Source organism: Bacillus sp. HMSC036E02 (assembly GCF_001836235.1).
GTDB lineage: Bacteria > Bacillota > Bacilli > Bacillales > Bacillaceae_G > Bacillus_A > Bacillus_A cereus.
The window spans coordinates 257,696-282,104 of the sequence record NZ_KV827816.1 but is presented as its reverse complement, the minus strand read 5'-3'; the positions used below and the strand labels follow the sequence as shown (position 1 = coordinate 282,104).

Genomic DNA, 24,409 nt, shown 5'->3' with positions numbered 1-24,409 from the left:
TGAATTTTTTATATAATAAGAGTAACGATGCGAGTGTAAGGAGAGGGGTATATGCAAAGGGAAGTTGTTTTAACGAAGGAAGAAGAAAGTTTACTACTAGATATTTTATTTCAGCAAAATTACGCAAGTGAAATTTTAGCTGTGGAACTTACAGATATTGAGAATGGTTTGAAACAGACAGATGTGATGCAATATAAAAAAATCACAAGGTTATTTTACAGATTAAAAAATAAAGGGTATTAAGCGCTACCGGAATGGTAGTCTTTTTTTTGTGCTGTATGCTAAAATAGCTGTGTGATTGTATTTTTATTGAAATAAATTTAGGACAAAATAATAATATGAAAACGCTGTCATAAAATGTGAATAGAGTTGTGAACATAAGCAGGAAAAAGGGAAAATGGGGGATGTAATATGATTAGTATTCCGAAAGACGAATTTCAACAAATTCTTGTGAAGGATTTAATGATTTCATCGGAAAAAGTAGCTCATGTCCAAATTGGAAATAGTTTAGAACATGCTTTACTCGTTCTTGTGAAATCTGGATATTCGGCGATACCTGTCTTAGATCCAATGTATAAACTACATGGTTTGATTAGTACTGCCATGATATTAGATGGTATGTTAGGATTAGAACGTATTGAGTTTGAAAGACTCGATGATATGAAAGTAGAGCAGGTGATGAAAGAAGATATACCTGTTCTTAAATTAGACGATTCATTTGCAAAAGCTTTAGAAATGACAATTGATCATCCTTTTATTTGCGCTGTTAATGAAGAAGGCTATTTTGAGGGGATTTTAACACGTCGGGCTATTTTAAAATTGTTGAATAAGAAAGTAAGGCAACATAATCGATAACGTAAGAAAAGTGACTTCATAGAAACGAAGAAGTCACTTTTTTTTCGTGCATATCACTTGTGTATGTATTATATTTAAAAAGACATAAAACATAAGGAAAGTTTGCGCTGGACAATTGTATTTTCTGAATGAAAGCATTCGGGTAAATTAAGGATGAAAAGCTTATTGAAATAAGGTGTATGGAAGCTAAGGAAAGAGGGAGAAAGTTGCAAATTGATGATTTTCAAATGATGGTTGTGTTAGCTCAGGAATCAAATATGAGAAAAGCGGCGGAACGTTTATTTGTTTCCCAACCTGCGCTGAGTCAACGATTACAATCTATGGAGAAACAATGGGGAATGAAGTTTTTTATTCGCTCACAAAAAGGATTGACAATTACACCTGAAGGGGAAAAAGTTGCAAATTATGCTAAAGAAATGTTGCAAAGGGAAGAAGATATAAAAAGTGAGCTAGCTGTTTTCAGAACGGAAACTCATGGAACGTTAAAAATAGCTGTTGCATCAGTTATTGGTCAATATTGGCTCCCTCCTGTTTTGAAAAAGTTTGTGCATAAATATCCTTCTGTCAAGATATCGCTGTTTACTGGATGGAGTAGTGAAGTGCAAAAGCAGTTTTATGAAGGAGACGTTCATGTTGCTATACTGAGGGGAACACAAGAATATAAAGGTCAGAAGCAACAATTATTTGAAGATGAACTGTATTTAGTTGATAAAGAAATAAAAGATATTTCGATGTTAAAAGAAACAAATAGGCCGTTCATTCAATTTAAAAGTGATTCGACTTATTATGGACAAATACAAAATTGGTGGTATGGTTTATTTTCTAATCCGCCTAAGCGAACGATTGTAGTTGACCAAATTGAAACATGTAAACAACTTGTTTTAAATGGTATAGGTTATGCCCTTTTACCTTCTACTGTTTTAAAGGAAGTACAGGAAAATATGTATAAAACACCTGTTCAACTGACGAGAGAAACATGGTTGTTAACAAGTGACTCGGCAAGGCAGTTGAAGCAAGTACAAGCATTTTTAGAAATTATAGAAGAAATTCAAAGGGAAAAATAAGATTATTATCTTGCTACTCGCTCTTTCGTTTGGTAGAGTAACATTATAAATGGATTTAGGAGGCAACAAGAATGAAAATGATGGACGCTAACGAAATTATTTCGTTTATTCAAAAAAGTGAAAAGAAAACTCCTGTAAAGGTATACATAAAAGGGGATTTAAAAGAAGTAACATTCCCTGAAACAGTACAAGCATTTGTGAATAAAAAGTCAGGTGTATTATTCGGAGAATGGTCTGAAATTAAGACAATTCTTGATGAGAATAATAAGCACATCGTTGACTACGTTGTAGAAAACGATCGTCGTAATTCTGCAATCCCGATGCTTGATTTAAAAGGTATTAAAGCTCGCATCGAGCCAGGTGCTATTATTCGTGACCATGTTGAAATTGGTGACAACGCTGTAATTATGATGAATGCAACAATTAACATTGGTGCTGTAATTGGTGAAGGTTCTATGATCGACATGAACGCAGTACTTGGTGGACGTGCAACAGTCGGTAAAAACTGTCACGTAGGTGCAGGTGCTGTACTTGCAGGTGTTATTGAGCCACCTTCTGCAAAACCAGTTATCGTTGAAGATGATGTAGTAATCGGTGCAAACGTGGTTGTTTTAGAGGGTGTTACAGTAGGGAAAGGTGCAGTCGTAGCAGCAGGAGCTGTTGTAACAGAAGATGTGCCTCCATACACAGTTGTTGCAGGTACTCCAGCACGTGTAATTAAAGAAATTGATGAGAAGACAAAAGCAAAAACAGAAATTAAACAAGAGCTTCGTCAATTAAACCCAGAGAAATAAAAAGTAAAAAAAGCGTAAGAGCGTAAATGGGCTCTTACGCTTTTTATAGATAGAGGTGCAAAAATGACAGTAAGCAAATTTATCCAAATTCGTAGAGATTTACATAGAATTCCAGAAATCGGATTTAAGGAATGGAAAACACAACAGTATATTTTAGATTATATAGGAACACTTTCTCATGAATTTGTGGAAGTGAAGACATGGAAAACGGGTGTAATCGTTAAAGTAAATGGAAAAAATCCCCAAAAAATAATAGGTTATCGTGCAGATATAGACGGTTTACCAATTACAGAGGAAACTGGATACGAGTTTGCTTCTATTCATGAAGGAATGATGCATGCATGTGGCCATGATGTACATACAACAATCGGTTTAGGCCTTCTAACGAAAGCTGTGAGCGAAAGAATAGATGATGACCTTGTATTTCTATTCCAGCCAGCAGAAGAAGGACCAGGCGGTGCTCTTCCTATGTTAGAAAGTGAAGAGTTAAAAGAATGGAAACCAAATATAATTCTTGGTCTTCATATTGCACCAGAATACGCTGTGGGGACAATTGCAACGAAAGAAGGACTGTTATTTGCCAATACTTCAGAATTATATATTGATTTAAAAGGGAAAGGTGGCCATGCTGCCTATCCGCATACTGCAAATGACATGATTGTTGCAGCGAGTCACCTTGTTACACAGCTTCAATCCGTTATTAGTCGCAATGTAAATCCTCTTGATAGTGCAGTAATTACAATCGGGAAAATTACAGGTGGTACGGTTCAAAATATTATTGCAGAAAAATCTCGTTTAGAAGGAACGATTCGAACATTATCAGTGGAATCAATGAAGCGTGTGAAAAGCAGAATTGAGTCAATTGTTGCAGGTATCGAAGCTTCTTTCCAGTGTGAGGCGATTATAGATTACGGAGCAATGTATCATCAAGTATATAACCATGAAGAGTTAACGAGAGAGTTTATGGAATTTGTACATAAACAAACTGATATGAATGTTATTACATGTACTGAGGCAATGACGGGTGAAGATTTTGGTTATATGCTTCGAGAAATCCCTGGATTTATGTTTTGGCTTGGAGTAAATTCAGAATATGGTTTACATCATGCAAAATTAAAACCAGACGAAGAAGTGATTGAAAAGGCAATCACATTTTTAAGCCAATATGTAAAGTGGAAAGGGAATAGAAAATAAAACTTCCGCTCTCTTGAAGGTTCCAAAAAACTTTTTGTTCTGAGGTGTAAGTAACGCTCGTATAGATTGATTTTAGACATTTACATACAAATGGAAGAATTAAAGTTAATTGTACTGTTTTAATAATGAGCAGGGGGTTTAGCCACTGCTCATTATTAATTATTTGACTAACTTATATATGTTTACTTTTAGTATGAAAAGTGTGTAAAATCAATGTGAAACATAGAAAAAAGGGTGGGGAATTACGTGCAAATTAGCAGTGCGATTTTATGTTTCGTCTTATATGCGTATGTTATTATTGCGGCGGTTTATTTTGGGATAAGTTTTTATGCCTATCGTCTAGTAGATAATAATGAATATGACGAAACATACAAATGGGTGAAGAGATATTTATCACCTGTACTAGAAATTATGAATGGGTTTGTGCTCTTTTTATTTATTGGATTAATTGCTTTCTCAACGAGTTTAGTAGGGAATAAAACTACGTTATTTGTATTGGGTATCATTATTTTTATGTTGTTAGGAATAAGGATTGGTAATACGGTCTTTTGGAATGAAAGAAAAGTAGATGGTTGGACGGGAATGTTAATTCCGTGCATGTTAGCTGCAATCGTGACAAATATAGAGCATGAATATTATCAATTACATTTTTGGCTTATTATCGTTTTAACAATTCTTTCTGTTTTGTATATAAGCACAGTAGTACTAACATATATTGCACATGAAAAAGGAGATGTTAAAGGCACTCGTTTCTTTAGAGGACGGGCATTATTTTGGAGTGTGCCGACGATGGCAGTTATCGCGCTTATTGCGATATTAGTAAATGGATATCAATTTTCTAATTGGCAACTATTTTTAGAAAATTGGTGGATCTTTATCTTTTCGTTTATTGCTTTTTTAGGTGCAACGCATTATTTATTCCATCAACATCATTACATATGGGCGTTGTTATTTGCATTCACACAGCTTCTATTTGCCTTTTTTGGTCAAGAAACATTATTATTCGTTTTTGAAACATTTAGTTCTTTTGGAAATATATTTGTATTTGCTATGCTACTTGTTGGTATCGCTTTTTACTTGCAACAATATTTTTATATACAAAAACAAAAATAAGAGCTAATCATAGTTTTTGTGACGCATATAAAGTGTGTTACACTGAAAATAAATAGTACTTGAAGTTATTGGAGGAATTCTTGTGGGTGAGAAAGAAAAAGAATTTGCTGTCATTGGACTTGGTCGCTTTGGTGGAAGTATTTGCCGAGAACTAGCTCAATTAGGCATGGAAGTAATGGCAATCGATTCAGATGAGGATAAAATTAATGAATTTGCAAATATAGCTTCGCATGCTGTAATTGCAGATTCAACAGATGAGATGGTATTAAAAAGCCTTGGTATTCGAAATTTTGATCACGTAGTCGTTGCTATTGGAGATAATTTAAATTCAAGTATTTTAACGACTTTGATTTTGAAAGAGTTGGGTGTAAAAAATATTACTGTAAAAGCTCAAAATGATTATCATGAAAAAGTGTTAAGTAAAATAGGTGCAGATCATATTGTGCATCCAGAACGTGATATGGGAAAAAGGATTGCTAATAATATTGCATCAAGCAATGTGCTAGACTACCTTGAGCTTTCAGATGAGCATAGTATTGTAGAGATTATTGCGAATAAAAAAATTGATGGGCACTCTTTAATTGAATTAGATATTCGTGCGAAGTTTGGATTGAATATTGTAGCAATTAAACGAGGTAAAGAAGTTATCGTATCCCCTCGAGCTACGGAGAATATTCAAGCAGGAGATATATTAATTGTCATTGGTCATGACGATGAAGTGGATCGATTTAAACACTTTTTAAGATAAGAGAAAAGAAAAGGACAATGCCTTCATGGCATTGTCCTTTTTCTTATATTTCCATAATGATTGGTAAAATCATTGGACGACGTTTCGTTTTCTCATATAGGAATGGGGCTAATGTGTCTGTAATTTCATTTTTAATTTCAGACCATTGTGTTGTTTTACGCTCCATTACTTTTTCTAAATGAGTTGTAATTAATGTTTGTGCATCATTGATTAAATCGCTGCTTTCACGCATGTAAACGAAACCGCGTGAGATGATATCAGGTCCTGCTGCAACTTTAAATTCTTTCATATCAATGCTTACAACTACAATTACAAGTCCTTCTTCAGAAAGGATACGACGATCGCGTAATACGATATTGCCAATATCTCCAATACCGTTTCCATCAATGTAGACCGAACCAGATGGGATTTTTCCAGCTACGCTAGCTTCATCCGAACGTAAAGCAAGAACATCGCCATTATCCATAATGAAGCAATTTTCTTCAGGGATGCCACAATCATTTGCTATGTTCATGTGCATACGCTGCATACGATATTCACCATGAATTGGCATGAAGTACTTCGGTTTAATTAGACGTAACATTAACTTTTGTTCTTCTTGTCCACCGTGTCCACTTGTATGGATATTTGAAAGTTTCCCGTGAATTACATCAGCGCCAGCGCGGTACAACATGTTAATTGTACGACTTACGCTAATTGTATTTCCTGGAATTGGTGAAGAAGAGAAAACAACTGTATCTCCAGGAATAATTTGAATTTGGCGGTGTGTACCATTTGCAATACGTGAAAGTGCTGCCATCGGTTCACCTTGACTACCTGTACATAAAATAACAACTTTATTAGCTGGTAAGCGGTTTAGTTGAGATGCATCTATGAATGTATCTTTCGGGCAACGAATATAACCAAGGTTTTGTCCAATTTCAATCGCTGCTTCCATACTTCGACCAAACACAGCTACTTTACGGTTGTTTTCAACAGCAGCTTCAACAACTTGTTGTAAGCGGTGGATATTTGATGCAAAGGTTGCAAATATAATCCGTCCTTCTACTTTACGGAAAATGTCTTGAATGCTATCACCAACGCGACGCTCAGACATAGTAAAGTTTGGAACTTCACTGTTCGTACTATCAGATAATAGACATAGTACGCCATCTTTACCGATTTCAGCCATTTTTGTTAAATCAGCTGGTTCACCAACTGGTGTGAAGTCAAATTTGAAGTCACCAGTATGAACAACTTGACCTTGAGGTGTTTTCACAACAACGCCGTACGAATCTGGAATACTGTGAGTTGTACGGAAGAAGGATACAGACGTTTTTTTGAATTTAATAACGTCATCTTCTTGAATCTCGTAAAGTTTTGCTTTACGAAGTAAGCCGTGTTCTTCTAATTTATTTTTGATGAGTGCAATTGCTAATTTTCCGCCGTAAATTGGAATGTTCACTTGACGTAATAGGTAAGGGATTCCGCCGATATGATCTTCGTGACCATGTGTAATGAATAACCCTTTAATTTTATCTTCGTTTCGCACAAAATAAGTGTAGTCTGGTATTACATAATCGATTCCGAGAAGTTCGTCCTCTGGAAATTTAATTCCAGCATCAATTATAATAATTTCATCTTGAAATTGAACAGCGTATGTATTTTTACCGATTTCACCAAGCCCACCGAGAGCAAATACAGCAACTTGGTCGTTTTTTAGAAATTTCATATCGCTATACGATTTCCGCTAATGTTAAATCAGCGTTTTCTTTTTCATATTCAAGATGAGCGCCAGTAACAGACTGAACAAACTCGATATTATATGCGAACTTATTTAACTTTGTACGAACATCCTTTTCAGACGTAGCCTCTAAATATAAAACTTTTGTATTTTCACGTACTGGAACCTCAGTTAATTTTTCTTGATAAAATACTTTAAAAATCATTTGGAAAACCTCTCCTTGTCTATGTTTTGCATTATCTGTTACTTATTATAAAGCAAACAGTCACGATTTTCATGTTTTTTCGAATGAGAATGAAGAAAAAGCCCGAAATGGGCACAATTTAAGCGATTGTCTTTTTACGGACTAGACCGTTTAAATAACGCTTGAGCTTTTTCTTCAGCTTCTTCAGCATGATTACTCCTTCCTTTCCTTATTTTAAACATGCCTATTACTAGTGAAAACTCTATCTCTGATATAAGAGATAGGACAAAAGTGAATGGTGAATCTTGTCCTTTCCCATACAGTGAAAGTTATTCTATAGTAACGATCAGTAGCCGTTAGTTATAGGTATAGTATGAGGAAGAATGGAAAAGAAAATTCATCCGAACAAGTATCTACATGTTTTACTAATATATATATGCAAAGTTTACAAATAAGGTCAGAAAGGGAACGCTTTCTTCACAGATGTTTAATATGTTATACTTTTTTTTAGAATTTGAAAAGTGATATTCAAAATAGGAATATAGAGTGCCAGAAAGGATTTTGACAAATGAATGATAAAATTGTCTTTTTTGATATTGATGGAACATTATTAGATCATGATAAAAAAATTCCGCAATCTACACGAGATGCAGTAAAACAGTTACAAGAAAAAGGTGTACATGTAGCAATTGCGACAGGGCGCGCGCCATTTATGTTCGAAGATATTCGCAGGGAACTTAATATACATAATTATGTTAGTTTTAATGGACAATATGTTGTCTTTGAAGATGAGGTAATATTTAATAATCCGTTACATCCAGATGCTTTACATAGGTTTACTCAGTTTGCAAAACAAGAAGGATATCCACTTGTATATCTTGACCATCAAGATATGAGAGCATCAGTGGAATATCATGATTATGTGAAAGAAGGCTTTGGAAGCTTAAACTTTGAGCATCCAGCATATGAGCCTAATTTTTATGAGGAACGTAATATTTATCAAACACTACTTTTTTGTGAAGTAAATGAAGAGGAAAAGTTTATTAATCATTATCCAGATTTTCATTTTATTCGTTGGCATGCATATTCAATGGATATCATTCCGAATGGTGGTTCTAAGGCAAAAGGAATTGAGAAATACATTGAAAAGTTAGGTTTTAATCGTGATCAAGTGTATGCATTTGGAGATGGCTTAAATGATTTAGAAATGATCGAAGCCGTTGGCACAGGTATTGTGATGGGAAATGGCCATGAAGACTTGAAAAAACTTGCAAATCATGTGACAAAGGATGTTAATGAAGACGGTATATATCATGGACTAAAGTGGGCTGGATTGCTATAAGTGAATATGGAACCCATTTCATAATAAAAAGGCGGAAGATTAACTTCCGCCTTTTTATTATTATCGCTCTAGAGGTTTGGAATCATCAGGAGCGGCAAAAGGATTTTCTTTATTGATATGGTCATAGAACATAACGCCATTTAAATGATCAATCTCGTGTTGGAATACGATTGCTGGTAAACCTTTTAAACGTAATTTTACTTCTTCTCCGTTAATAGAAGTTGCTTTTACTGTAATTCTTGTATAACGAGGAACATAACCAGGTACTTCGCGGTCTACAGACAGACAGCCTTCACCACCCTGTAAATATGTACGTTCAACAGAATGGCTAATGATTTTTGGATTGAATAATGCATGGCTATATAATGTACCATCCGCATCGGTTACATGAACTGCAATCATTTTTTTTGAAACACCGATTTGCGGAGCCGCTAATCCGATTCCAGGGCGTAAACTATATTTTTCAGCCATTTCAGGATCTTGGCTATTTATTACGAATTCAATCATTTCTTTTAAGGTAGTTGTATCTTCTTCGCTTGCCGGTAATGACACCTCTTCTGCAACGTTGCGCAAAATAGGATCTCCTTCGCGAATAACATCTTTCATTGTAAGCATATGTAATCTCTCCTTTCCTCTTTAGTCTACCAAAGGAGATGGAAAAAGTCATCGGCAAGAAAGGGAAGGCATTTTGGAAATTGTTCTATTATAGAGTAGTTATGTATGTGATAAAAAGAAAAAGACGGCAAAGCCGTCTTTTTCTTTCCATAGTTGTTTCGTTTTACATTAGCGAATGCAAGCAGCACCAACGATAATTAAAAGAATAAACAACACAACGATTAAGGCGAAGCCGCGTCCAGACCCGCCACAAGAACCGCCATAACCGTAGGAAGGATATGAACAAGTTGGATAGCAATATGAGTATCCGTACATGAGATGACCTCCTTTATCATTTCCCGCTAATACTGCGGTTACTATAATGTATGGAAGAGAGGGTAGAAATGTATAGGTATTTACCTAAAAAAGGAAGAGTAGTTTGTATATTTTTGTTACGAAGAGAGAAAAACTAAAGAGAATTAAATCGTTTACATATTATTCTAAGAGAAAAAATAAGTGAAAAAGGGAATAATATAACAGTAGGTCAATGCTTACTAATACAGATGTAAAAAATAAAAACACGTTTGTGTAGTAGAAACCTGCATATTATTTATAAAAAAACGTATTCAAAGTAATTGACATCGTAATTAGAATAGTTGTAAACTAAAAAACGTGATCAAGATTGTATTAATATGTTTCTGAAAAAACATTAGTACAGATTGTTAGGTACACAAAATTATTCTCAACCGACATACAAACATGTTGGTTTACATCGTTGCGCTTTTTAAACTGGAAAATAGCCAGTGAAAGCGTTTCAGAATATGGTTCAAGAGAGGAAGAGGTGAACGGAATGGGTACTAAAACAAAAAAGACCCTATTTAATGTTGATGAGCAAATGAAAGCTATCGCAGCTCAATTTGAAACATTACAAATTTTAAATGAAAACGGTGAAGTTGTGAATGAAGCAGCTATGCCTGAATTATCTGATGATCAATTAAAAGAATTAATGCGTCGTATGGTGTATACTCGCGTATTAGATCAACGTTCTATTTCTTTAAACCGTCAAGGACGTTTAGGTTTCTACGCACCTACAGCTGGACAAGAAGCTTCTCAATTAGCAAGTCATTTCGCACTTGAAGCAGAAGACTTCATCTTACCAGGATACCGTGATGTACCACAATTAGTATGGCACGGATTACCATTATACCAAGCATTCTTATTCTCTCGTGGACACTTCATGGGTAACCAAATGCCTGAGAATGTAAATGCATTAGCTCCACAGATCATTATCGGTGCGCAAATCATCCAAACTGCTGGTGTTGCGTTAGGTATGAAACTACGTGGTAAAAAATCTGTTGCAATTACTTATACTGGTGACGGTGGTGCTTCACAAGGTGACTTCTACGAAGGTATGAACTTTGCAGGTGCATTCAAAGCTCCAGCAATCTTCGTTGTTCAAAACAACCGTTATGCAATCTCTACTCCAGTAGAAAAGCAATCTGCAGCTAAAACTGTAGCACAAAAAGCAGTAGCAGCAGGTATTTACGGAATTCAAGTAGACGGTATGGATCCATTAGCTGTATACGCAGCAACTGCTTTTGCTCGTGAGCGCGCAGTAAATGGCGAAGGCCCTACTTTAATCGAGACTTTAACATTCCGTTACGGTCCACATACAATGGCTGGTGATGACCCAACTCGTTACCGTACAAAAGATATCGAAAACGAATGGGAACAAAAAGACCCAATCGTACGCTTCCGTAAGTTCTTAGAAGCTAAAGGCCTATGGTCTCAAGAAGTTGAAGAGACAGTAATCGAAGAAGCAAAAGAAGATATCAAACAAGCAATTGCTAAGGCTGACCAAGCTCCAAAACAAAAAGTAACTGATTTAATGGAAATCATGTACGAAAAAATGCCTTACAACTTAGCTGAACAATATGAAATCTACAAAGAAAAGGAGTCGAAGTAAGCCATGGCTCAAATGACAATGATTCAAGCAATCACTGATGCTTTACGCGTTGAAATGAAAAATGACCCTAACGTACTTGTATTTGGTGAAGACGTTGGTGTAAACGGCGGTGTATTCCGTGCTACTGAAGGTTTACAAGCTGAATTTGGTGAAGATCGTGTAATGGATACTCCACTTGCAGAGTCTGGTATTGGTGGACTTGCAGTTGGTCTTGCACTTGAAGGATTCCGTCCAGTTCCAGAAATCCAATTCTTCGGTTTCGTTTATGAAGTAATGGATTCAATTTCTGGTCAATTAGCTCGTATGCGTTACCGTTCTGGTGGACGTTGGACTGCTCCAGTAACAGTTCGTTCTCCATTCGGTGGTGGTGTTCATACTCCTGAACTACATGCTGATAGCTTAGAAGGATTAGTGGCTCAACAACCTGGTCTAAAAGTTGTTATTCCATCTACTCCATACGATGCTAAAGGTCTTTTAATCTCTGCGATTCGTGACAACGATCCAGTTATCTACTTAGAGCATATGAAATTGTACCGTTCATTCCGTCAAGAGGTACCAGAAGGTGATTACACAATTGATTTAGGTAAAGCTGATATCAAACGTGAAGGTACAGATGTATCTGTTATCGCTTACGGTGCTATGGTTCACGCTGCATTAAAAGCTGCTGAAGAACTTGAAAAAGAAGGTATCTCTTTAGAGGTTGTTGACTTACGTACAGTTCAACCATTAGATATCGAAACAATCATCGCTTCTGTTGAAAAAACAGGTCGCGTAGTTGTAGTTCAAGAAGCTCAAAAACAAGCTGGTATTGCAGCTAACGTTGTAGCGGAAATTAACGACCGTGCAATCTTAAACTTAGAAGCTCCAGTTGTACGTGTTGCAGCTGCTGATACAGTATTCCCATTCTCTCAAGCAGAGAGCGTATGGTTACCAAACCACAAAGATATTGTTGAAGCTGTAAACAAAGTAATGAACTTCTAATTTTTAGCTTTTCATGTGCAAAAGAAATCAGCACATGCTGGTTTCTTTTGTACATATTCCATAATAATGAAATGAATCAGGGGGCTGAATTCCGTGGCATTTGAATTTAAACTACCAGATATCGGTGAAGGTATCCACGAAGGTGAAATCGTAAAATGGTTTATTAAACCAGGCGATGAAGTAAACGAAGACGATGTACTTCTTGAAGTACAAAATGATAAAGCAGTAGTAGAAATCCCTTCTCCTGTTAAAGGTAAAGTACTTGAAGTACTTGTAGAAGAAGGAACAGTTGCAATCGTAGGAGATACATTAATTAAATTTGATGCTCCTGGATACGAAAACCTTAAATTTAAAGGTGACGATCATGATGAAGCTCCAAAAGCTGAAGAAGCAGCAGTAGAAGCTCCAGCAGCGGAAGCTACTCCAGCAGCAACTGCAGAAGTAGTAAATGAGCGCGTAATTGCTATGCCATCTGTTCGTAAATACGCTCGTGAAAAAGGTGTAGACATTCATAAAGTAGCTGGTACTGGTAAGAATGGCCGTATCGTAAAAGCTGACATCGATGCATTTGCAAATGGTGGACAAACTGTAGCAGCAACTGAGGCTCCAGCAGCAGTAGAAGCTACTCCAGCAGCAGCGAAAGAAGAAGCACCAAAAGCACAACCAATCCCAGCTGGTGAATATCCAGAAACTCGTGAGAAAATGAGTGGTATCCGTAAAGCGATTGCGAAAGCAATGGTTAACTCTAAACACACAGCTCCTCACGTAACATTAATGGATGAAGTAGATGTAACAGAACTTGTTGCTCACCGTAAGAAGTTCAAAGCAGTAGCAGCTGACAAAGGTATTAAATTAACTTACCTTCCGTACGTTGTTAAAGCTTTAACATCTGCATTACGTGAATACCCAATGTTAAACACTTCTTTAGACGATGCATCTCAAGAAGTAGTTCATAAACATTACTTCAACATCGGTATCGCAGCTGATACAGACAAAGGTCTATTAGTACCAGTTGTTAAAGATACAGATCGTAAGTCTATCTTCACAATCTCTAACGAGATCAATGATCTTGCTGGTAAAGCACGTGAAGGTCGTCTAGCTCCAGCTGAAATGAAAGGTGCTTCTTGCACAATTACAAACATTGGTTCTGCAGGTGGACAATGGTTCACTCCAGTTATCAACCACCCAGAAGTAGCAATCCTTGGTATCGGCCGTATCGCTGAAAAACCAGTTGTGAAAAACGGTGAGATCGTTGCAGCTCCAGTATTAGCATTATCTCTAAGCTTTGACCATCGTTTAATTGACGGTGCAACTGCTCAAAAAGCGTTAAACCAAATTAAACGTCTATTGAATGACCCACAATTATTAGTAATGGAGGCGTAATAACAATGGTAGTAGGAGATTTCCCAATTGAATTAGATACAGTCGTTGTTGGTGCAGGTCCTGGTGGATACGTTGCGGCAATTCGTGCAGCACAATTAGGTCAAAAGGTAGCAATCATTGAAAAAGCTAACCTTGGTGGCGTATGCTTAAACGTTGGATGTATTCCTTCAAAAGCGTTAATCAATGCAGGTCATCGTTATGAGAATGCAATGCATTCTGATGACATGGGTATTACTGCAGAAAACGTAAAAGTTGACTTTACAAAAGTTCAAGAATGGAAAAACGGCGTAGTTAAGAAATTAACTGGCGGTGTTGAAGGCCTTCTTAAAGGTAACAAAGTTGAAATCATTCGCGGTGAAGCTTACTTCGTAGATGCTAATACATTACGCGTTATGACTGAAGATGCAGCTCAAACTTATACGTTTAAAAATGCTGTTCTTGCAACTGGTTCTACACCAATCGAAATTCCAGGATTCAAATACTCTAAACGTGTTATCAACTCTACAGGTGCTTTAAGCTTACCTGAAATTCCTAAAAAACTTGTTGTAATCGGCGGCGGTTACATCGGTATGGAATTAGGTACTGCATATGCTAACTTCGGTACAGAAGTTACTGTAGTAGAAGCTGGCGACGAAATCTTAGCTGGTTTCGAAAAAGCTATGAGCTCTGTTGTTAAACGTGCTCTACAGAAAAAAGGTAACGTAAATATCCATACAAAAGCTATGGCTAAAGGCGTTGAAGAAACAGAAACTGGCGTAAAAGTTAGCTTTGAAGTTAAAGGTGAAATCCAAACTGTAGAAGCAGACTACGTATTAGTAACTGTAGGTCGTCGTCCAAACACTCAAGAAATCGGTCTTGAGCAAGTTGGAGTTAAAATGACTGACCGCGGCATCATCGAAATCGATGAGCAATGTCGTACAAATGTACCAAACATCTATGCAATCGGTGATATCGTTCCTGGACCACCATTAGCTCACAAAGCTTCTTACGAAGGTAAAGTAGCTGTAGAAGCAATTAGTGGCCATGCATCAGCTATCGATTACATCGGAATTCCTGCAGTATGCTTCACTGATCCAGAACTAGCATCTGTTGGTTACACTAAAAAACAAGCTGAAGAAGCTGGAATGACTGTAACTGTATCTAAGTTCCCATTCGCTGCTAACGGTCGTGCATTATCATTAAACAGCACTGACGGTTTCCTACAACTTGTAACACGTAAAGAAGATGGTCTTCTTGTAGGTGCTCAAGTTGCAGGTGCAGGTGCTTCTGATATTATTTCTGAGATTGGTTTAGCTATCGAAGCTGGAATGACAGCTGAAGATATCGCTCAAACAATCCATGCTCACCCAACATTAGGTGAAATCACAATGGAGGCAGCTGAAGTTGCTCTTGGAATGCCAATTCACATTGTAAAATAATTTAAGTAATGTAAATAGCCCTTCTCTTACAATAAGAGAAGGGCTATTTTTATTTTCATCAAATGACTTGCAAGGTCTTTAAACGTACTTGTCGAATGAATATATAATACTTTAACAAATGATTCAGGCTTAACTTACTTCAAAGGTAATATATATCATCCTATAATATGTAATTGATTCAAACTTAACCCCATATATTAATAAAATAGAGCATGTCAAAGGAGAAGGTTCCATGAAAATATTACATGTTATATTTTATCATTTACTACTATGGAGTGGCTTTTCCACTGTATTAACATTATCGAATGGTGATAAGTTTCATTATAAAGTTATTCTTTTTTTCGTATTTCTATATTTAGCCTATGTAATAGCATATTTTGTATTGCACGTAAGAAAGCAAGCTTTATTTCTTACATGTTCGAATTGTATATTATTTTTAATCATATTATCTATTTTTTAAATTAGCGTTTATAAAAATACATTGTTCTTCCATTAAATAATTGTAACTCTCCTTCTAATTTCTTCGCTAAAAAACGGCAAAATTCATTTGCTTTCCCTTTGTCACCAAATGTTGCATTAGGTGGTAAAGAAACTTGGATGAAAGATTGTTCATTTTCTATACCAACACCAATATAAATTGAGTCATACCGGTCGTGAGTGGATTGAAGTTTTAATGTTGTTGTAGATGTATCTAAAATTTCATAAGGAAAAGCGGTATTTGTATACGTGTAATTAATTTGGGCACCAGTTTTAGAAGTAACTGTTTTATAATAATGAAAAAGTTGTTTTATATCATCTATTGAAACTGATTGTTGGTTGGATTTCGGTACAAGCGTAATAAAGGCGTGTTGCATATAAGTTCCCCCTAGCTTAGTAGAATACTATCATTCTACATCCTACTGAATTTTTTGACAATTAAAAGGAGTATTACATGTTTTGTTTAATATACTATTAATGAAACGTGATGTAGAAAGGTGGAAACTAATGTTTGAAAAATTGTATGATGAGCATGAAAGTGTGAAGGTACGATTTTTAGGGTTTATGACACATGATACACGTTATGATTTTGGTGTTATTTATACAAATATGTTTTTTGGAAAGCCGCTCATTGTTTGTATGCAAACAGGAAGGTCTACTTTACTCGGACGAGATGATGTAGAGAATGTTCAATATATACAGGAGATTTTTAAATTAGGATCAGAAGAGGAAGCAAAGGAGTTAGCTCAGTTTTTCAAATTTCTAGTTCCGTCAACTTCTTTACATGCGGAATATGAAGAATAATTAATGTGAAACAGTCGTACTTATAAATATGGCTGTTTTTTATTTTAATATCGCATACTAATTTAAATTAAAAATATTTAATGTGTTATACTAAAAACCTATTGACGTAAAAAGTATAACATATTAAAATAAAGACAGAAAGTTAAGCGGTTACAAAAAAGTTTTTGGGATTATAAACTTAGGGGGAAATGAAAAATGGGAACAATCGTATGCCAAGTATGTGAAGGAACAATCGGACATTTTGAAGATGAGAAAACGACGGTACTTTACGGAAAATGTGGAACAAATTGTGACTGTGCTAGAAAAGATAATGCGAAAGCTTAATGATAAATAAATAGATTACTATTAAAACTCAGGGGGAAATGAAAATGGGAACAATCGTATGCCAAGTATGTGAAGGAACAATTGGACATTTTGAAGATGAAAAATCAACAGTACTATACGGGAAATGTGGATCTCATTGCGAATGTGACCATAAAGAACATACAAAAGCTTAATAATAAGAAAAAGCGCCTACATGTGTAGGCGCTTTTTTAATAAATTGTAGTTGTATGACCAACTGTTGCAACGATTGCATCATCTCTAATTGGAATAAAGCTTATGGATGTCTGTGGTGTACTAGAAGAAGCATATTGGCTCATTATACGGCTATCGATACGGGTAATAGTATCAGTCAAGAAAGCTGAAATAAAAGCGTAAGGGACTCTTCGTTCATTTAATGAATAAATAATTTCTTCTTTTGTTTTTACACCCACGCCATGTCCGTAAAAAAAGAAATTTCCTAAATAGATTGTGTTTTCTCCTTGCCACTCAATCGTAGCTGGATTCACTTGTGGGTTTTTAAAGTAAACGAGGTCACCTGGAACAAGATCGCCACCGTTTTTTGTTATGAGCCTTAGATCTTGATCGTAGTCCCATGTATAAAGTAAAAGATTTGCAAATAGACGATTGAAAGTTTCTTCCTCATACAATGATAGTAAAGCTTTATAAAAAATAATGATCATAGCGGTTGCGCATTCAGTTCCATATAGTTTTCCATTTTTAAAAATATCTTGTATGGCAATAGAAGATGGTATGTTTGGAAGAAGCTCGAATCCTCCAAGGGATGTTCTTTTCCAATACTGGGGGTTGCAAAAGGATTGTTGAAATGTGCGAAACTGAAATCCACTTTGAAAAAGCTCTAGTGCAGAGATAATAATATTAACTCGTAAATTGAGATCAAAGCTGAGTTCATCAGCTGTTCGGAAGGAATAAACTTCTTGATTTCCTGCCATTATTGATAAAATTTGTTGTTTCTCTGCTGCAAATGGCTCATATTCATTTGTAATATAAGGATGTACAATAGAACGGCCTATTACAATCATAATAGTATCCCCACCTATACGTTACATTCTTAAGTATCGTATGAAGAAAAGGAAAAAAGGTGAAAAAAAAAGCCTATCAACTGATAGGCTTGTACTCTTTAATAACACGTAATGTTTGTAAGGTCATATCTTCAGGACCTTGTACAGGTAAACCTGCTTCTAAGTTTTTCCTAATATACTCTAAGTTTTCTTGTGTAATAATTTCCCCCGGAGTAAAGATTGGAATCCCTGGCGGATAAACCATAACAAAATCAGCTATAATACGACCCGCTGCATTTTCAAATGGAATGACTTCTGTTTCCGAATAAAAAGCATCTCGAGGAGAAAGTGCTAGCACTGGAATTTCTGGAATCTCTACTTGTATTTGAACACCTTTATCTGCCCTATTTCTAAATGTTGCTGCTAAATCGTGTAAAGCTGCAATAAGTGTATTTGTATCACTTTCTGTATCTCCCAAAGTGATAAGACATAGTATGTTGTATAGATCTGAGAGTTCTACTTCAATGTTATATTGCTCTCTAAGCCATACTTCAGCTTGGTGGCCGGTAATACCTAAATCTTTTACAGATACAATTATCTTTGTTGGATCATAGTTAAAGGTAGCATCTGTACCTAACATTTCTTTTCCAGGACAGTAAAGATGCTCAATAGAATTTATAGCATCACGAACATGTTCAGCTAATTGTATTGTTTGTTCTATGAGTGCTGTTCCTTCTGTAGCAAGACGCTTTCTCGCAACATCAAGGGATGCTAACAAGATGTAAGAAGTTGATGTAGTCGTAAGCATGCTAATAATAGATTGGACATGCTTTACATTCACTAAGCCTTCTTTCACATTAAGAATAGAACTTTGAGTTAAAGAGCCTCCTAATTTGTGAACACTTGTTGCTGCCATATCTGCACCAGCTTGCATCGCTGACATGGGTAATTCATCGTGAAAATGAATATGAACACCATGAGCCTCGTCGACTAGTACAGGGATGTCATAAGAATGTGCTAATTGTACAATCTGTTCTAAGTCTGCAGCAAACCCAAAGTACGTTGGGTTAATAACAAGTAAGCCCTTTGCATCTGAGTGCTCTTCAAGTGCTTTTTTGACAGATTGAATTGTGATTCCATGAGAAATACCGAGCTTCGGATCGATTTCAGGATGCATGAAAATCGGTTTTGCGCCTGAGAAAATAATAGCTGACATTACTGACTTATGCACGTTTCGTGGTACTAGGATTTTGTCACCAGGACCGCAAACGCTCATCACCATTGTCATAATAGCACCACTTGTACCTTGAATAGAAAAGAAAGTATGATCTGCACCGAATGCAGCGGCTGCTAAATCCTGTGCTTCTTTAATCATACCTTTTGGATGATGTAAATCATCGAGTGGCGCAATATTAATTAAATCAATTGCTAATGCATTATGCCCAATAAATTCGCGAAATGTAGGATCCATGCCCTGTCCTTTTTTATGACCAGGAATATGGAATTGAATTGGATTTCGCTTACTGTGCTCAACTAAAGCGGTAAACAATGGTGTTTCGTATTGGGACAATCTATACACCCCTTCTTCTTCATAATATTTAGTGTAATTTGTTTTATATAATCCTGCTCTAAAAAGTTTAGTCTTTTTAGAATAAGGCTTGTTTTTCTGCCATTCAAAAAATCGTTTTTGAGATGGTAGCTTCACTTTACTTTCTATAAAACAAAAGCATTATATCACCAATAATTATAGATGTATAGAAAAAAATGTTTTTAAGGTGAGTATGTTTAATAGTTAGCCTCAATTAATGAATAGAGGAAGACAATTCCATTAAAATGAATAAATAGTGTATAATGCAGAGTGGCTATAATGAAGAATAAAATATTCTCTTTAAGATAGCATAATGAAACAAGAAGAAATGATAAATGAGGTGCGAAATGGAATATCAATATCCGTTAGATTATGATTGGTCAAATGAGGAAATGGTTACAATTGTTAAGTTTTATGAAGCGATTGAGAAAGCTTATGAAAAAGGGATTATAAGAGAAGAATTAATGGGTTTATATCGTCGTTTTAAAGAGATTGTTCCATCGAAAGCAGAAGAAAAGAAAATTGATAAAGAATTTGAAGAAGTAAGTGGATACTCTATATATCGTGCTATTCAAAGGGCAAAAGAAGTCGAAGAACAAAAGCTTGTAAAAATGTAAAAAATATTTTGAAAAATAAAAACTGAAGTGATATAATGTGATAACAACTAAAAACGGACAATATAAATTGTCCGTTTTCTACTATCGATTACAAAGTGCATATAAAGGAAGGAGTGATTGCATCGTAGATTCAATCTTAGCAAGGAATTGTTCGTTGGTCATTGCTGAAAACTCCTCTGGTGATATATGAATACCAACTAATAATTCTGCTTTTTTTACAGTAGCTAATCGTTCAATCATCTTTTGTAAGTCTTCGGTTTCAAGTGTTTTATGTAATTTCACACTTGGTTTAGTATGGTCAATGGACCAAACGAAGTCATTTGGAATATTTGTTTTTAAATCATTTAAATGTTCTAAGAAGGCATGAGCCGTCTCAACTTTTTGTGGACACTCATAGATTAAACCAAAGTATATGAAGGCATGAGTACCCCATAAGCCGATTTGGAAATGCGGTAGCATTTTATATCCTCGTTTATTTGTTGAAAAAGCAACCCAAGTATCGTTTGGTGGATTGACTTTGCGGCGTGCGTGTTTTGCAACATGATAAAAAAAGTTCTCATCAGTTTGTTTGGATAAGTATTCTGCAAATTGTTCCCCTAAAGCTTCTAGCTTAGGATGAATGTTCGTTTTAATTGCACTCATTCGTTCTTCGAGACCATCAACTGTAAAGACATCAAAATCAGTTGACTTGAATGTTTGTATTGTCATGATTGTTCCTCCAACTCCTATTTTGCTTTTATTTTAGCATAGCTTGTACTATTCATAAAAAAAACAGCACAAAAAAATTTAAATAAAAAAATATAATTTTGTTGCATAGATGATTTATCCAACATAGTATAGTATAAAACAAAAAATCAGAAAATTGAATTAATTCTAGTCCGAGGGCAGACGAATATTGGGAGGAGGCAAATAATATGAGACAGGTGATTAATGCGTTAAAGAGAACAGATGCTGAAAAGAGAATACCGGTGCTACGTTTGGAGCTAGATTATGAATTAGCAACTTTATATGATGCGATGATGGAAGATGATAAACAGAAAAAAGAAGAGTGTGTACAAAAGTTAGAAGTGTTAAGACTTGAAATGATTCGTTTAGAAGCGTAATAATAGTATATGTATAAAAAATTAGTTGGTGCGAACCTTATAAAGGGTTCGTTTTTTCTGTGAACAGTATAGATCGGAGTGTTTAAACATGCAAGAAGTATGGAAAGACATTGATGCACACGCCAAACGGTGGATTCGGGATGCAGGAGAGCATTTAATGGCATCAATGAAAAAAGCACTTATTATAGAAACAAAATCAAATGCAGCTGACTTAGTTACAAATATGGACCGAGAGATAGAACAGTTTTTAATTGGGAAAATTAAAGAAACATTCCCGAATCATAATATTTTAGGAGAAGAGGGTTATGGAGACGAGATAACGTCTTCTGACGGGGTTGTTTGGTTAATTGATCCAATTGACGGCACGATGAACTTTGTTCATCAAAAAAGAAATTTTGCGATTTCAATTGGGATTTATGAGAACGGTATCGGAAAGATTGGACTTATATATGATCCAGTGCATGATGAACTATATCATGCAGTCAAGGGATCTGGAGCTTTTTGTAATGATATATCAATTCCTCCACTGAAAAAAGGAACTGTAGAGCAAGGTATTGTAGCTTTAAATGCGATATGGCTTACAGATAATCCATTGCTTAATATGGAAAGTATGATGGCACTTGTTAAGAAAGCAAGAGGCACAAGATCATATGGCTGTGCAGCGTTAGAGATGGTATACGTTGCTACAGGAAGAATAGATGCATATGTAACGCCGAGATTATCACCATGGGATTTTGGCGGAGGACAGATAATTGTAGAAGAAGTTGGAGGTAAGGTGACGACATTCTCTGGAGCGCCACTTTCTATCATAGAGAAGAGCAGTGTGTTAGTTGCAAAACCAGGAGTGTATGAAGAAGTGTTATCGTTTATATGAGAGCAACAAAAAAAGTAAGAGGCTGTGTATAAGCTTCTTACTTTTTAGCGTTATTGTGATTTGCGCATTTTTCTTTTTGTTACAAAACCGTATCCAACTGTAACAAATGTGCCGATAATGCAAATAATAATACCGATTGGACTATTTTCAGCAATCATAATGCCGATACCGATTAAGAAAATAACACCGATAATTGCAGTTAATAAAAAGCGATATTGAATGTGTTCCATTTCTTCACCCTCCAATCTCATTTTACTTTCACAAAAGTAAGAATACAACTATATTTTCATTCTTGCTTTTATTTTAATTGCTATTGTATCCCCTTCGCTCTTATAATAGAGAAGGATTAAAAAGACATTAGGAGTTGGACATGTTGAAAAAACGACAAGATTTACGTAATATAGCAATTATTGCCCACGTTGACCATGGTAAAACAACACTTGTTGACCAGTTATTACGTCAAGCGGGGACTTTCCGTGCGAACGAACACGTTGAAGAACGCGCAATGGATTCAAATGATCTAGAAAGAGAACGCGGTATTACAATTTTAGCGAAAAATACAGCGATTCACTATGAAGATAAAAGAATTAACATTTTAGATACACCTGGTCACGCTGACTTCGGTGGAGAAGTAGAACGTATCATGAAAATGGTTGATGGTGTTTTACTTGTTGTTGATGCATATGAAGGTTGTATGCCACAAACACGATTTGTTTTAAAGAAAGCTCTTGAGCAAAACTTAACTCCAATCGTAGTTGTAAACAAAATTGACCGTGACTTCGCTCGTCCAGATGAAGTAGTTGATGAAGTAATCGACTTATTCATTGAGCTTGGTGCAAACGAAGATCAATTAGAGTTCCCAGTTGTATTTGCATCAGCAATGAACGGAACAGCAAGCTTAGATTCAAACCCAGCAAATCAAGAAGAGAATATGAAATCATTATTCGATACAATTATCGAACATATTCCAGCACCAATTGATAACAGCGAAGAGCCACTTCAATTCCAAGTAGCACTTCTTGATTACAACGACTACGTTGGACGTATTGGAGTTGGTCGCGTATTCCGCGGTACAATGAAGGTTGGACAACAAGTTGCTTTAATGAAAGTAGACGGAAGCGTGAAGCAATTCCGCGTAACGAAATTATTCGGTTACATGGGATTAAAACGTCAAGAAATTGAAGAAGCAAAAGCAGGGGACTTAGTAGCCGTTTCTGGTATGGAAGACATTAACGTAGGTGAAACAGTATGTCCAGTTGAACATCAAGATGCGTTACCATTATTACGTATTGATGAGCCAACACTACAAATGACGTTCCTTGTAAATAACAGCCCATTTGCAGGTCGTGAAGGTAAATACATTACATCTCGTAAAATTGAAGAGCGTCTTCGTTCACAATTAGAAACAGATGTAAGTTTACGTGTAGATAATACAGATTCTCCTGATGCGTGGATCGTATCTGGACGTGGGGAACTACATTTATCTATCTTAATTGAAAACATGCGTCGTGAAGGTTATGAATTACAAGTATCTAAGCCAGAAGTAATCATTAAAGAAGTTGATGGCGTAAGATGTGAGCCTGTAGAGCGTGTACAAATCGATGTACCTGAAGAATACACTGGTTCTATTATGGAATCTATGGGTGCACGTAAAGGTGAAATGTTAGATATGGTGAATAACGGAAACGGTCAAGTTCGCCTTACTTTCATGGTTCCAGCACGTGGTTTAATTGGTTACACAACAGAATTCTTAACATTAACTCGTGGTTACGGTATTTTAAACCATACATTCGATTGCTACCAACCAGTACACGCTGGACAAGTTGGTGGACGTCGTCAAGGTGTTCTAGTTTCACTTGAAACAGGAAAAGCATCACAATACGGTATTATGCAAGTTGAAGACCGTGGTGTAATCTTCGTTGAACCAGGTACAGAAGTATATGCTGGTATGATTGTAGGAGAACACACTCGTGAGAACGACTTAACAGTTAACGTTGTGAAAATGAAACAACAAACTAACATTCGTTCTGCGACGAAAGATCAAACTTCAACAATGAAGAAACCACGCCTAATGACTTTAGAAGAATCATTAGAGTACTTAAACGATGACGAGTTCTGTGAAGTAACTCCAGAATCAATTCGTCTACGTAAAAAGATTCTTGATAAGAGTGAGCGCGAAAGAGCTGCTAAGAAAAAGAAATCTGTTGAAGCGTAAAAATAAAAAAACAACGCCCTTTATAAAGG

General features: G+C 35.9%; 29 protein-coding genes. 20 read left to right on the top strand and 9 right to left on the bottom strand.

All coding sequences use genetic code 11. From position 1 onward, the window contains the following. Window positions 1–51: 51 nt before the first annotated feature. The 7 genes from abbA to HMPREF2590_RS05735 all read left to right on the top strand — a co-directional run bounded on the left by abbA (window position 52) and on the right by HMPREF2590_RS05735 (window position 5,768). On the top strand, window positions 52–243 hold the full coding sequence (abbA, locus tag HMPREF2590_RS05765; protein ID WP_001188692.1) for an antirepressor AbbA: 192 nt from the start codon (window positions 52–54) through the stop codon (window positions 241–243). Between the two features lie 168 nt (window positions 244–411). Continuing rightward, a complete protein-coding gene (gene cbpB / locus HMPREF2590_RS05760; protein ID WP_000623579.1) occupies window positions 412–855 on the top strand; it encodes a cyclic-di-AMP-binding protein CbpB in 444 nt (147 codons plus the stop codon). A 179-nt stretch (window positions 856–1,034) separates the two neighbouring features. After that, entirely contained in the window at window positions 1,035–1,919 is an 885-nt protein-coding gene (locus HMPREF2590_RS05755) for a LysR family transcriptional regulator (RefSeq protein WP_001987174.1), read from the top strand. Between the two features lie 71 nt (window positions 1,920–1,990). Continuing rightward, window positions 1,991–2,713 (top strand): 2,3,4,5-tetrahydropyridine-2,6-dicarboxylate N-acetyltransferase, encoded by a 723-nt coding sequence (gene dapD, locus HMPREF2590_RS05750; RefSeq protein WP_000783241.1) that lies wholly within the window; start codon window positions 1,991–1,993, stop codon window positions 2,711–2,713. A 63-nt stretch (window positions 2,714–2,776) separates the two neighbouring features. Beyond that, window positions 2,777–3,907 (top strand): N-acetyldiaminopimelate deacetylase, encoded by a 1,131-nt coding sequence (locus HMPREF2590_RS05745; RefSeq protein WP_000218664.1) that lies wholly within the window; start codon window positions 2,777–2,779, stop codon window positions 3,905–3,907. Window positions 3,908–4,153: 246 nt separating this feature from the next. Next, window positions 4,154–5,020, top strand: a complete 867-nt coding sequence (locus HMPREF2590_RS05740) for a cytochrome c oxidase assembly protein (RefSeq protein ID WP_001167321.1) — start codon at window positions 4,154–4,156, stop codon at window positions 5,018–5,020. Between the two features lie 82 nt (window positions 5,021–5,102). After that, complete coding sequence (locus HMPREF2590_RS05735; RefSeq protein ID WP_000504032.1) at window positions 5,103–5,768, top strand: potassium channel family protein; 666 nt, start codon at window positions 5,103–5,105, stop codon at window positions 5,766–5,768. 43 nt (window positions 5,769–5,811) lie between these two features. On the opposite strand, the gene rnjA is transcribed toward HMPREF2590_RS05735, so the two are convergent. Both rnjA and HMPREF2590_RS05725 read right to left on the bottom strand, forming a co-directional pair. After that, window positions 5,812–7,479 (bottom strand): ribonuclease J1, encoded by a 1,668-nt coding sequence (rnjA, locus tag HMPREF2590_RS05730; RefSeq protein ID WP_000670377.1) that lies wholly within the window; start codon window positions 7,477–7,479, stop codon window positions 5,812–5,814. 4 nt (window positions 7,480–7,483) lie between these two features. Beyond that, the gene (locus tag HMPREF2590_RS05725; protein WP_000576435.1) at window positions 7,484–7,696 is read right to left on the bottom strand and encodes a DNA-dependent RNA polymerase subunit epsilon; all 213 of its coding nucleotides are present in this window, start codon (window positions 7,694–7,696) and stop codon (window positions 7,484–7,486) included. 547 nt (window positions 7,697–8,243) lie between these two features. On the opposite strand from HMPREF2590_RS05725, the gene HMPREF2590_RS05720 reads away from it, so the two are divergent. Continuing rightward, window positions 8,244–9,017 (top strand): Cof-type HAD-IIB family hydrolase, encoded by a 774-nt coding sequence (locus HMPREF2590_RS05720; protein WP_000998279.1) that lies wholly within the window; start codon window positions 8,244–8,246, stop codon window positions 9,015–9,017. 60 nt (window positions 9,018–9,077) lie between these two features. Here the strand turns inward: HMPREF2590_RS05720 and def are convergent, their stop codons facing one another. Together def and HMPREF2590_RS05710 are read right to left on the bottom strand one after the other, a co-directional pair. Next, window positions 9,078–9,632, bottom strand: coding sequence for a peptide deformylase (gene def / locus HMPREF2590_RS05715; RefSeq protein WP_000957048.1), 555 nt, complete (start codon window positions 9,630–9,632; stop codon window positions 9,078–9,080). Window positions 9,633–9,800: 168 nt separating this feature from the next. After that, the gene (locus HMPREF2590_RS05710) at window positions 9,801–9,947 is read right to left on the bottom strand and encodes a YjcZ family sporulation protein (RefSeq protein WP_000274562.1); all 147 of its coding nucleotides are present in this window, start codon (window positions 9,945–9,947) and stop codon (window positions 9,801–9,803) included. A 514-nt stretch (window positions 9,948–10,461) separates the two neighbouring features. Between HMPREF2590_RS05710 and pdhA the strand changes: the two genes are divergently transcribed. The 5 genes from pdhA (at window position 10,462) to HMPREF2590_RS05685 (ending at window position 15,819) form a co-directional block, all read left to right on the top strand. Continuing rightward, on the top strand, window positions 10,462–11,577 hold the full coding sequence (pdhA, locus tag HMPREF2590_RS05705) for a pyruvate dehydrogenase E1 component subunit alpha (protein WP_000536895.1): 1,116 nt from the start codon (window positions 10,462–10,464) through the stop codon (window positions 11,575–11,577). 3 nt (window positions 11,578–11,580) lie between these two features. Beyond that, window positions 11,581–12,558, top strand: a complete 978-nt coding sequence (gene pdhB, locus HMPREF2590_RS05700) for a pyruvate dehydrogenase complex E1 component subunit beta (RefSeq protein WP_000068168.1) — start codon at window positions 11,581–11,583, stop codon at window positions 12,556–12,558. Between the two features lie 93 nt (window positions 12,559–12,651). Next, window positions 12,652–13,941 carry a pyruvate dehydrogenase complex dihydrolipoyllysine-residue acetyltransferase gene (gene pdhC / locus HMPREF2590_RS05695; protein ID WP_000863419.1) on the top strand — a complete coding sequence of 430 codons (1,290 nt, stop codon included), beginning with the start codon at window positions 12,652–12,654 and terminating at the stop codon, window positions 13,939–13,941. A gap of 5 nt (window positions 13,942–13,946) precedes the next feature. After that, complete coding sequence (gene lpdA / locus HMPREF2590_RS05690; protein ID WP_000260104.1) at window positions 13,947–15,359, top strand: dihydrolipoyl dehydrogenase; 1,413 nt, start codon at window positions 13,947–13,949, stop codon at window positions 15,357–15,359. 232 nt (window positions 15,360–15,591) lie between these two features. After that, a complete protein-coding gene (locus tag HMPREF2590_RS05685) occupies window positions 15,592–15,819 on the top strand; it encodes a hypothetical protein (protein ID WP_000697469.1) in 228 nt (75 codons plus the stop codon). A gap of 1 nt (window position 15,820) precedes the next feature. On the opposite strand, the gene HMPREF2590_RS05680 is transcribed toward HMPREF2590_RS05685, so the two are convergent. After that, window positions 15,821–16,213, bottom strand: a complete 393-nt coding sequence (locus HMPREF2590_RS05680; RefSeq protein ID WP_001163302.1) for a DUF1885 family protein — start codon at window positions 16,211–16,213, stop codon at window positions 15,821–15,823. Between the two features lie 130 nt (window positions 16,214–16,343). Between HMPREF2590_RS05680 and HMPREF2590_RS05675 the strand changes: the two genes are divergently transcribed. The 3 genes from HMPREF2590_RS05675 to HMPREF2590_RS05665 all read left to right on the top strand — a co-directional run bounded on the left by HMPREF2590_RS05675 (window position 16,344) and on the right by HMPREF2590_RS05665 (window position 17,137). Next, the gene (locus tag HMPREF2590_RS05675; RefSeq protein WP_000462038.1) at window positions 16,344–16,640 is read left to right on the top strand and encodes a DUF3055 domain-containing protein; all 297 of its coding nucleotides are present in this window, start codon (window positions 16,344–16,346) and stop codon (window positions 16,638–16,640) included. 195 nt (window positions 16,641–16,835) lie between these two features. Continuing rightward, window positions 16,836–16,964 (top strand): GapA-binding peptide SR1P, encoded by a 129-nt coding sequence (locus HMPREF2590_RS05670; RefSeq protein WP_000536803.1) that lies wholly within the window; start codon window positions 16,836–16,838, stop codon window positions 16,962–16,964. Window positions 16,965–17,008: 44 nt separating this feature from the next. Continuing rightward, window positions 17,009–17,137: a GapA-binding peptide SR1P gene (locus HMPREF2590_RS05665; protein WP_000536796.1), complete on the top strand. Its 129-nt coding sequence runs from the start codon at window positions 17,009–17,011 to the stop codon at window positions 17,135–17,137. A 36-nt stretch (window positions 17,138–17,173) separates the two neighbouring features. On the opposite strand, the gene HMPREF2590_RS05660 is transcribed toward HMPREF2590_RS05665, so the two are convergent. Then, window positions 17,174–18,004, bottom strand: a complete 831-nt coding sequence (locus HMPREF2590_RS05660; RefSeq protein WP_000635342.1) for a protein-glutamine gamma-glutamyltransferase — start codon at window positions 18,002–18,004, stop codon at window positions 17,174–17,176. A 76-nt stretch (window positions 18,005–18,080) separates the two neighbouring features. Continuing rightward, window positions 18,081–19,553 (bottom strand): arginine decarboxylase, encoded by a 1,473-nt coding sequence (gene speA, locus HMPREF2590_RS05655; RefSeq protein ID WP_000084897.1) that lies wholly within the window; start codon window positions 19,551–19,553, stop codon window positions 18,081–18,083. Between the two features lie 365 nt (window positions 19,554–19,918). Here speA and HMPREF2590_RS05650 point away from each other — a divergent pair, with 365 nt between their 5' ends. Beyond that, window positions 19,919–20,188 (top strand): UPF0223 family protein, encoded by a 270-nt coding sequence (locus HMPREF2590_RS05650; protein WP_000456549.1) that lies wholly within the window; start codon window positions 19,919–19,921, stop codon window positions 20,186–20,188. Between the two features lie 81 nt (window positions 20,189–20,269). On the opposite strand, the gene HMPREF2590_RS05645 is transcribed toward HMPREF2590_RS05650, so the two are convergent. Then, the gene (locus tag HMPREF2590_RS05645) at window positions 20,270–20,896 is read right to left on the bottom strand and encodes a YktB family protein (protein ID WP_000155317.1); all 627 of its coding nucleotides are present in this window, start codon (window positions 20,894–20,896) and stop codon (window positions 20,270–20,272) included. A gap of 206 nt (window positions 20,897–21,102) precedes the next feature. On the opposite strand from HMPREF2590_RS05645, the gene HMPREF2590_RS05640 reads away from it, so the two are divergent. Next, complete coding sequence (locus tag HMPREF2590_RS05640; protein ID WP_001250164.1) at window positions 21,103–21,291, top strand: hypothetical protein; 189 nt, start codon at window positions 21,103–21,105, stop codon at window positions 21,289–21,291. Window positions 21,292–21,379: 88 nt separating this feature from the next. Next, window positions 21,380–22,165, top strand: coding sequence for an inositol monophosphatase family protein (locus tag HMPREF2590_RS05635; RefSeq protein WP_001158703.1), 786 nt, complete (start codon window positions 21,380–21,382; stop codon window positions 22,163–22,165). Window positions 22,166–22,215: 50 nt separating this feature from the next. Here HMPREF2590_RS05635 and HMPREF2590_RS05630 read toward each other — a convergent pair whose 3' ends face one another. Then, on the bottom strand, window positions 22,216–22,395 hold the full coding sequence (locus HMPREF2590_RS05630; RefSeq protein WP_000400127.1) for a DUF5325 family protein: 180 nt from the start codon (window positions 22,393–22,395) through the stop codon (window positions 22,216–22,218). A 140-nt stretch (window positions 22,396–22,535) separates the two neighbouring features. Here HMPREF2590_RS05630 and typA point away from each other — a divergent pair, with 140 nt between their 5' ends. Further along, window positions 22,536–24,380: a translational GTPase TypA gene (gene typA, locus HMPREF2590_RS05625; RefSeq protein ID WP_000914762.1), complete on the top strand. Its 1,845-nt coding sequence runs from the start codon at window positions 22,536–22,538 to the stop codon at window positions 24,378–24,380. The last annotated feature ends 29 nt before the right edge of the window (window positions 24,381–24,409 follow it).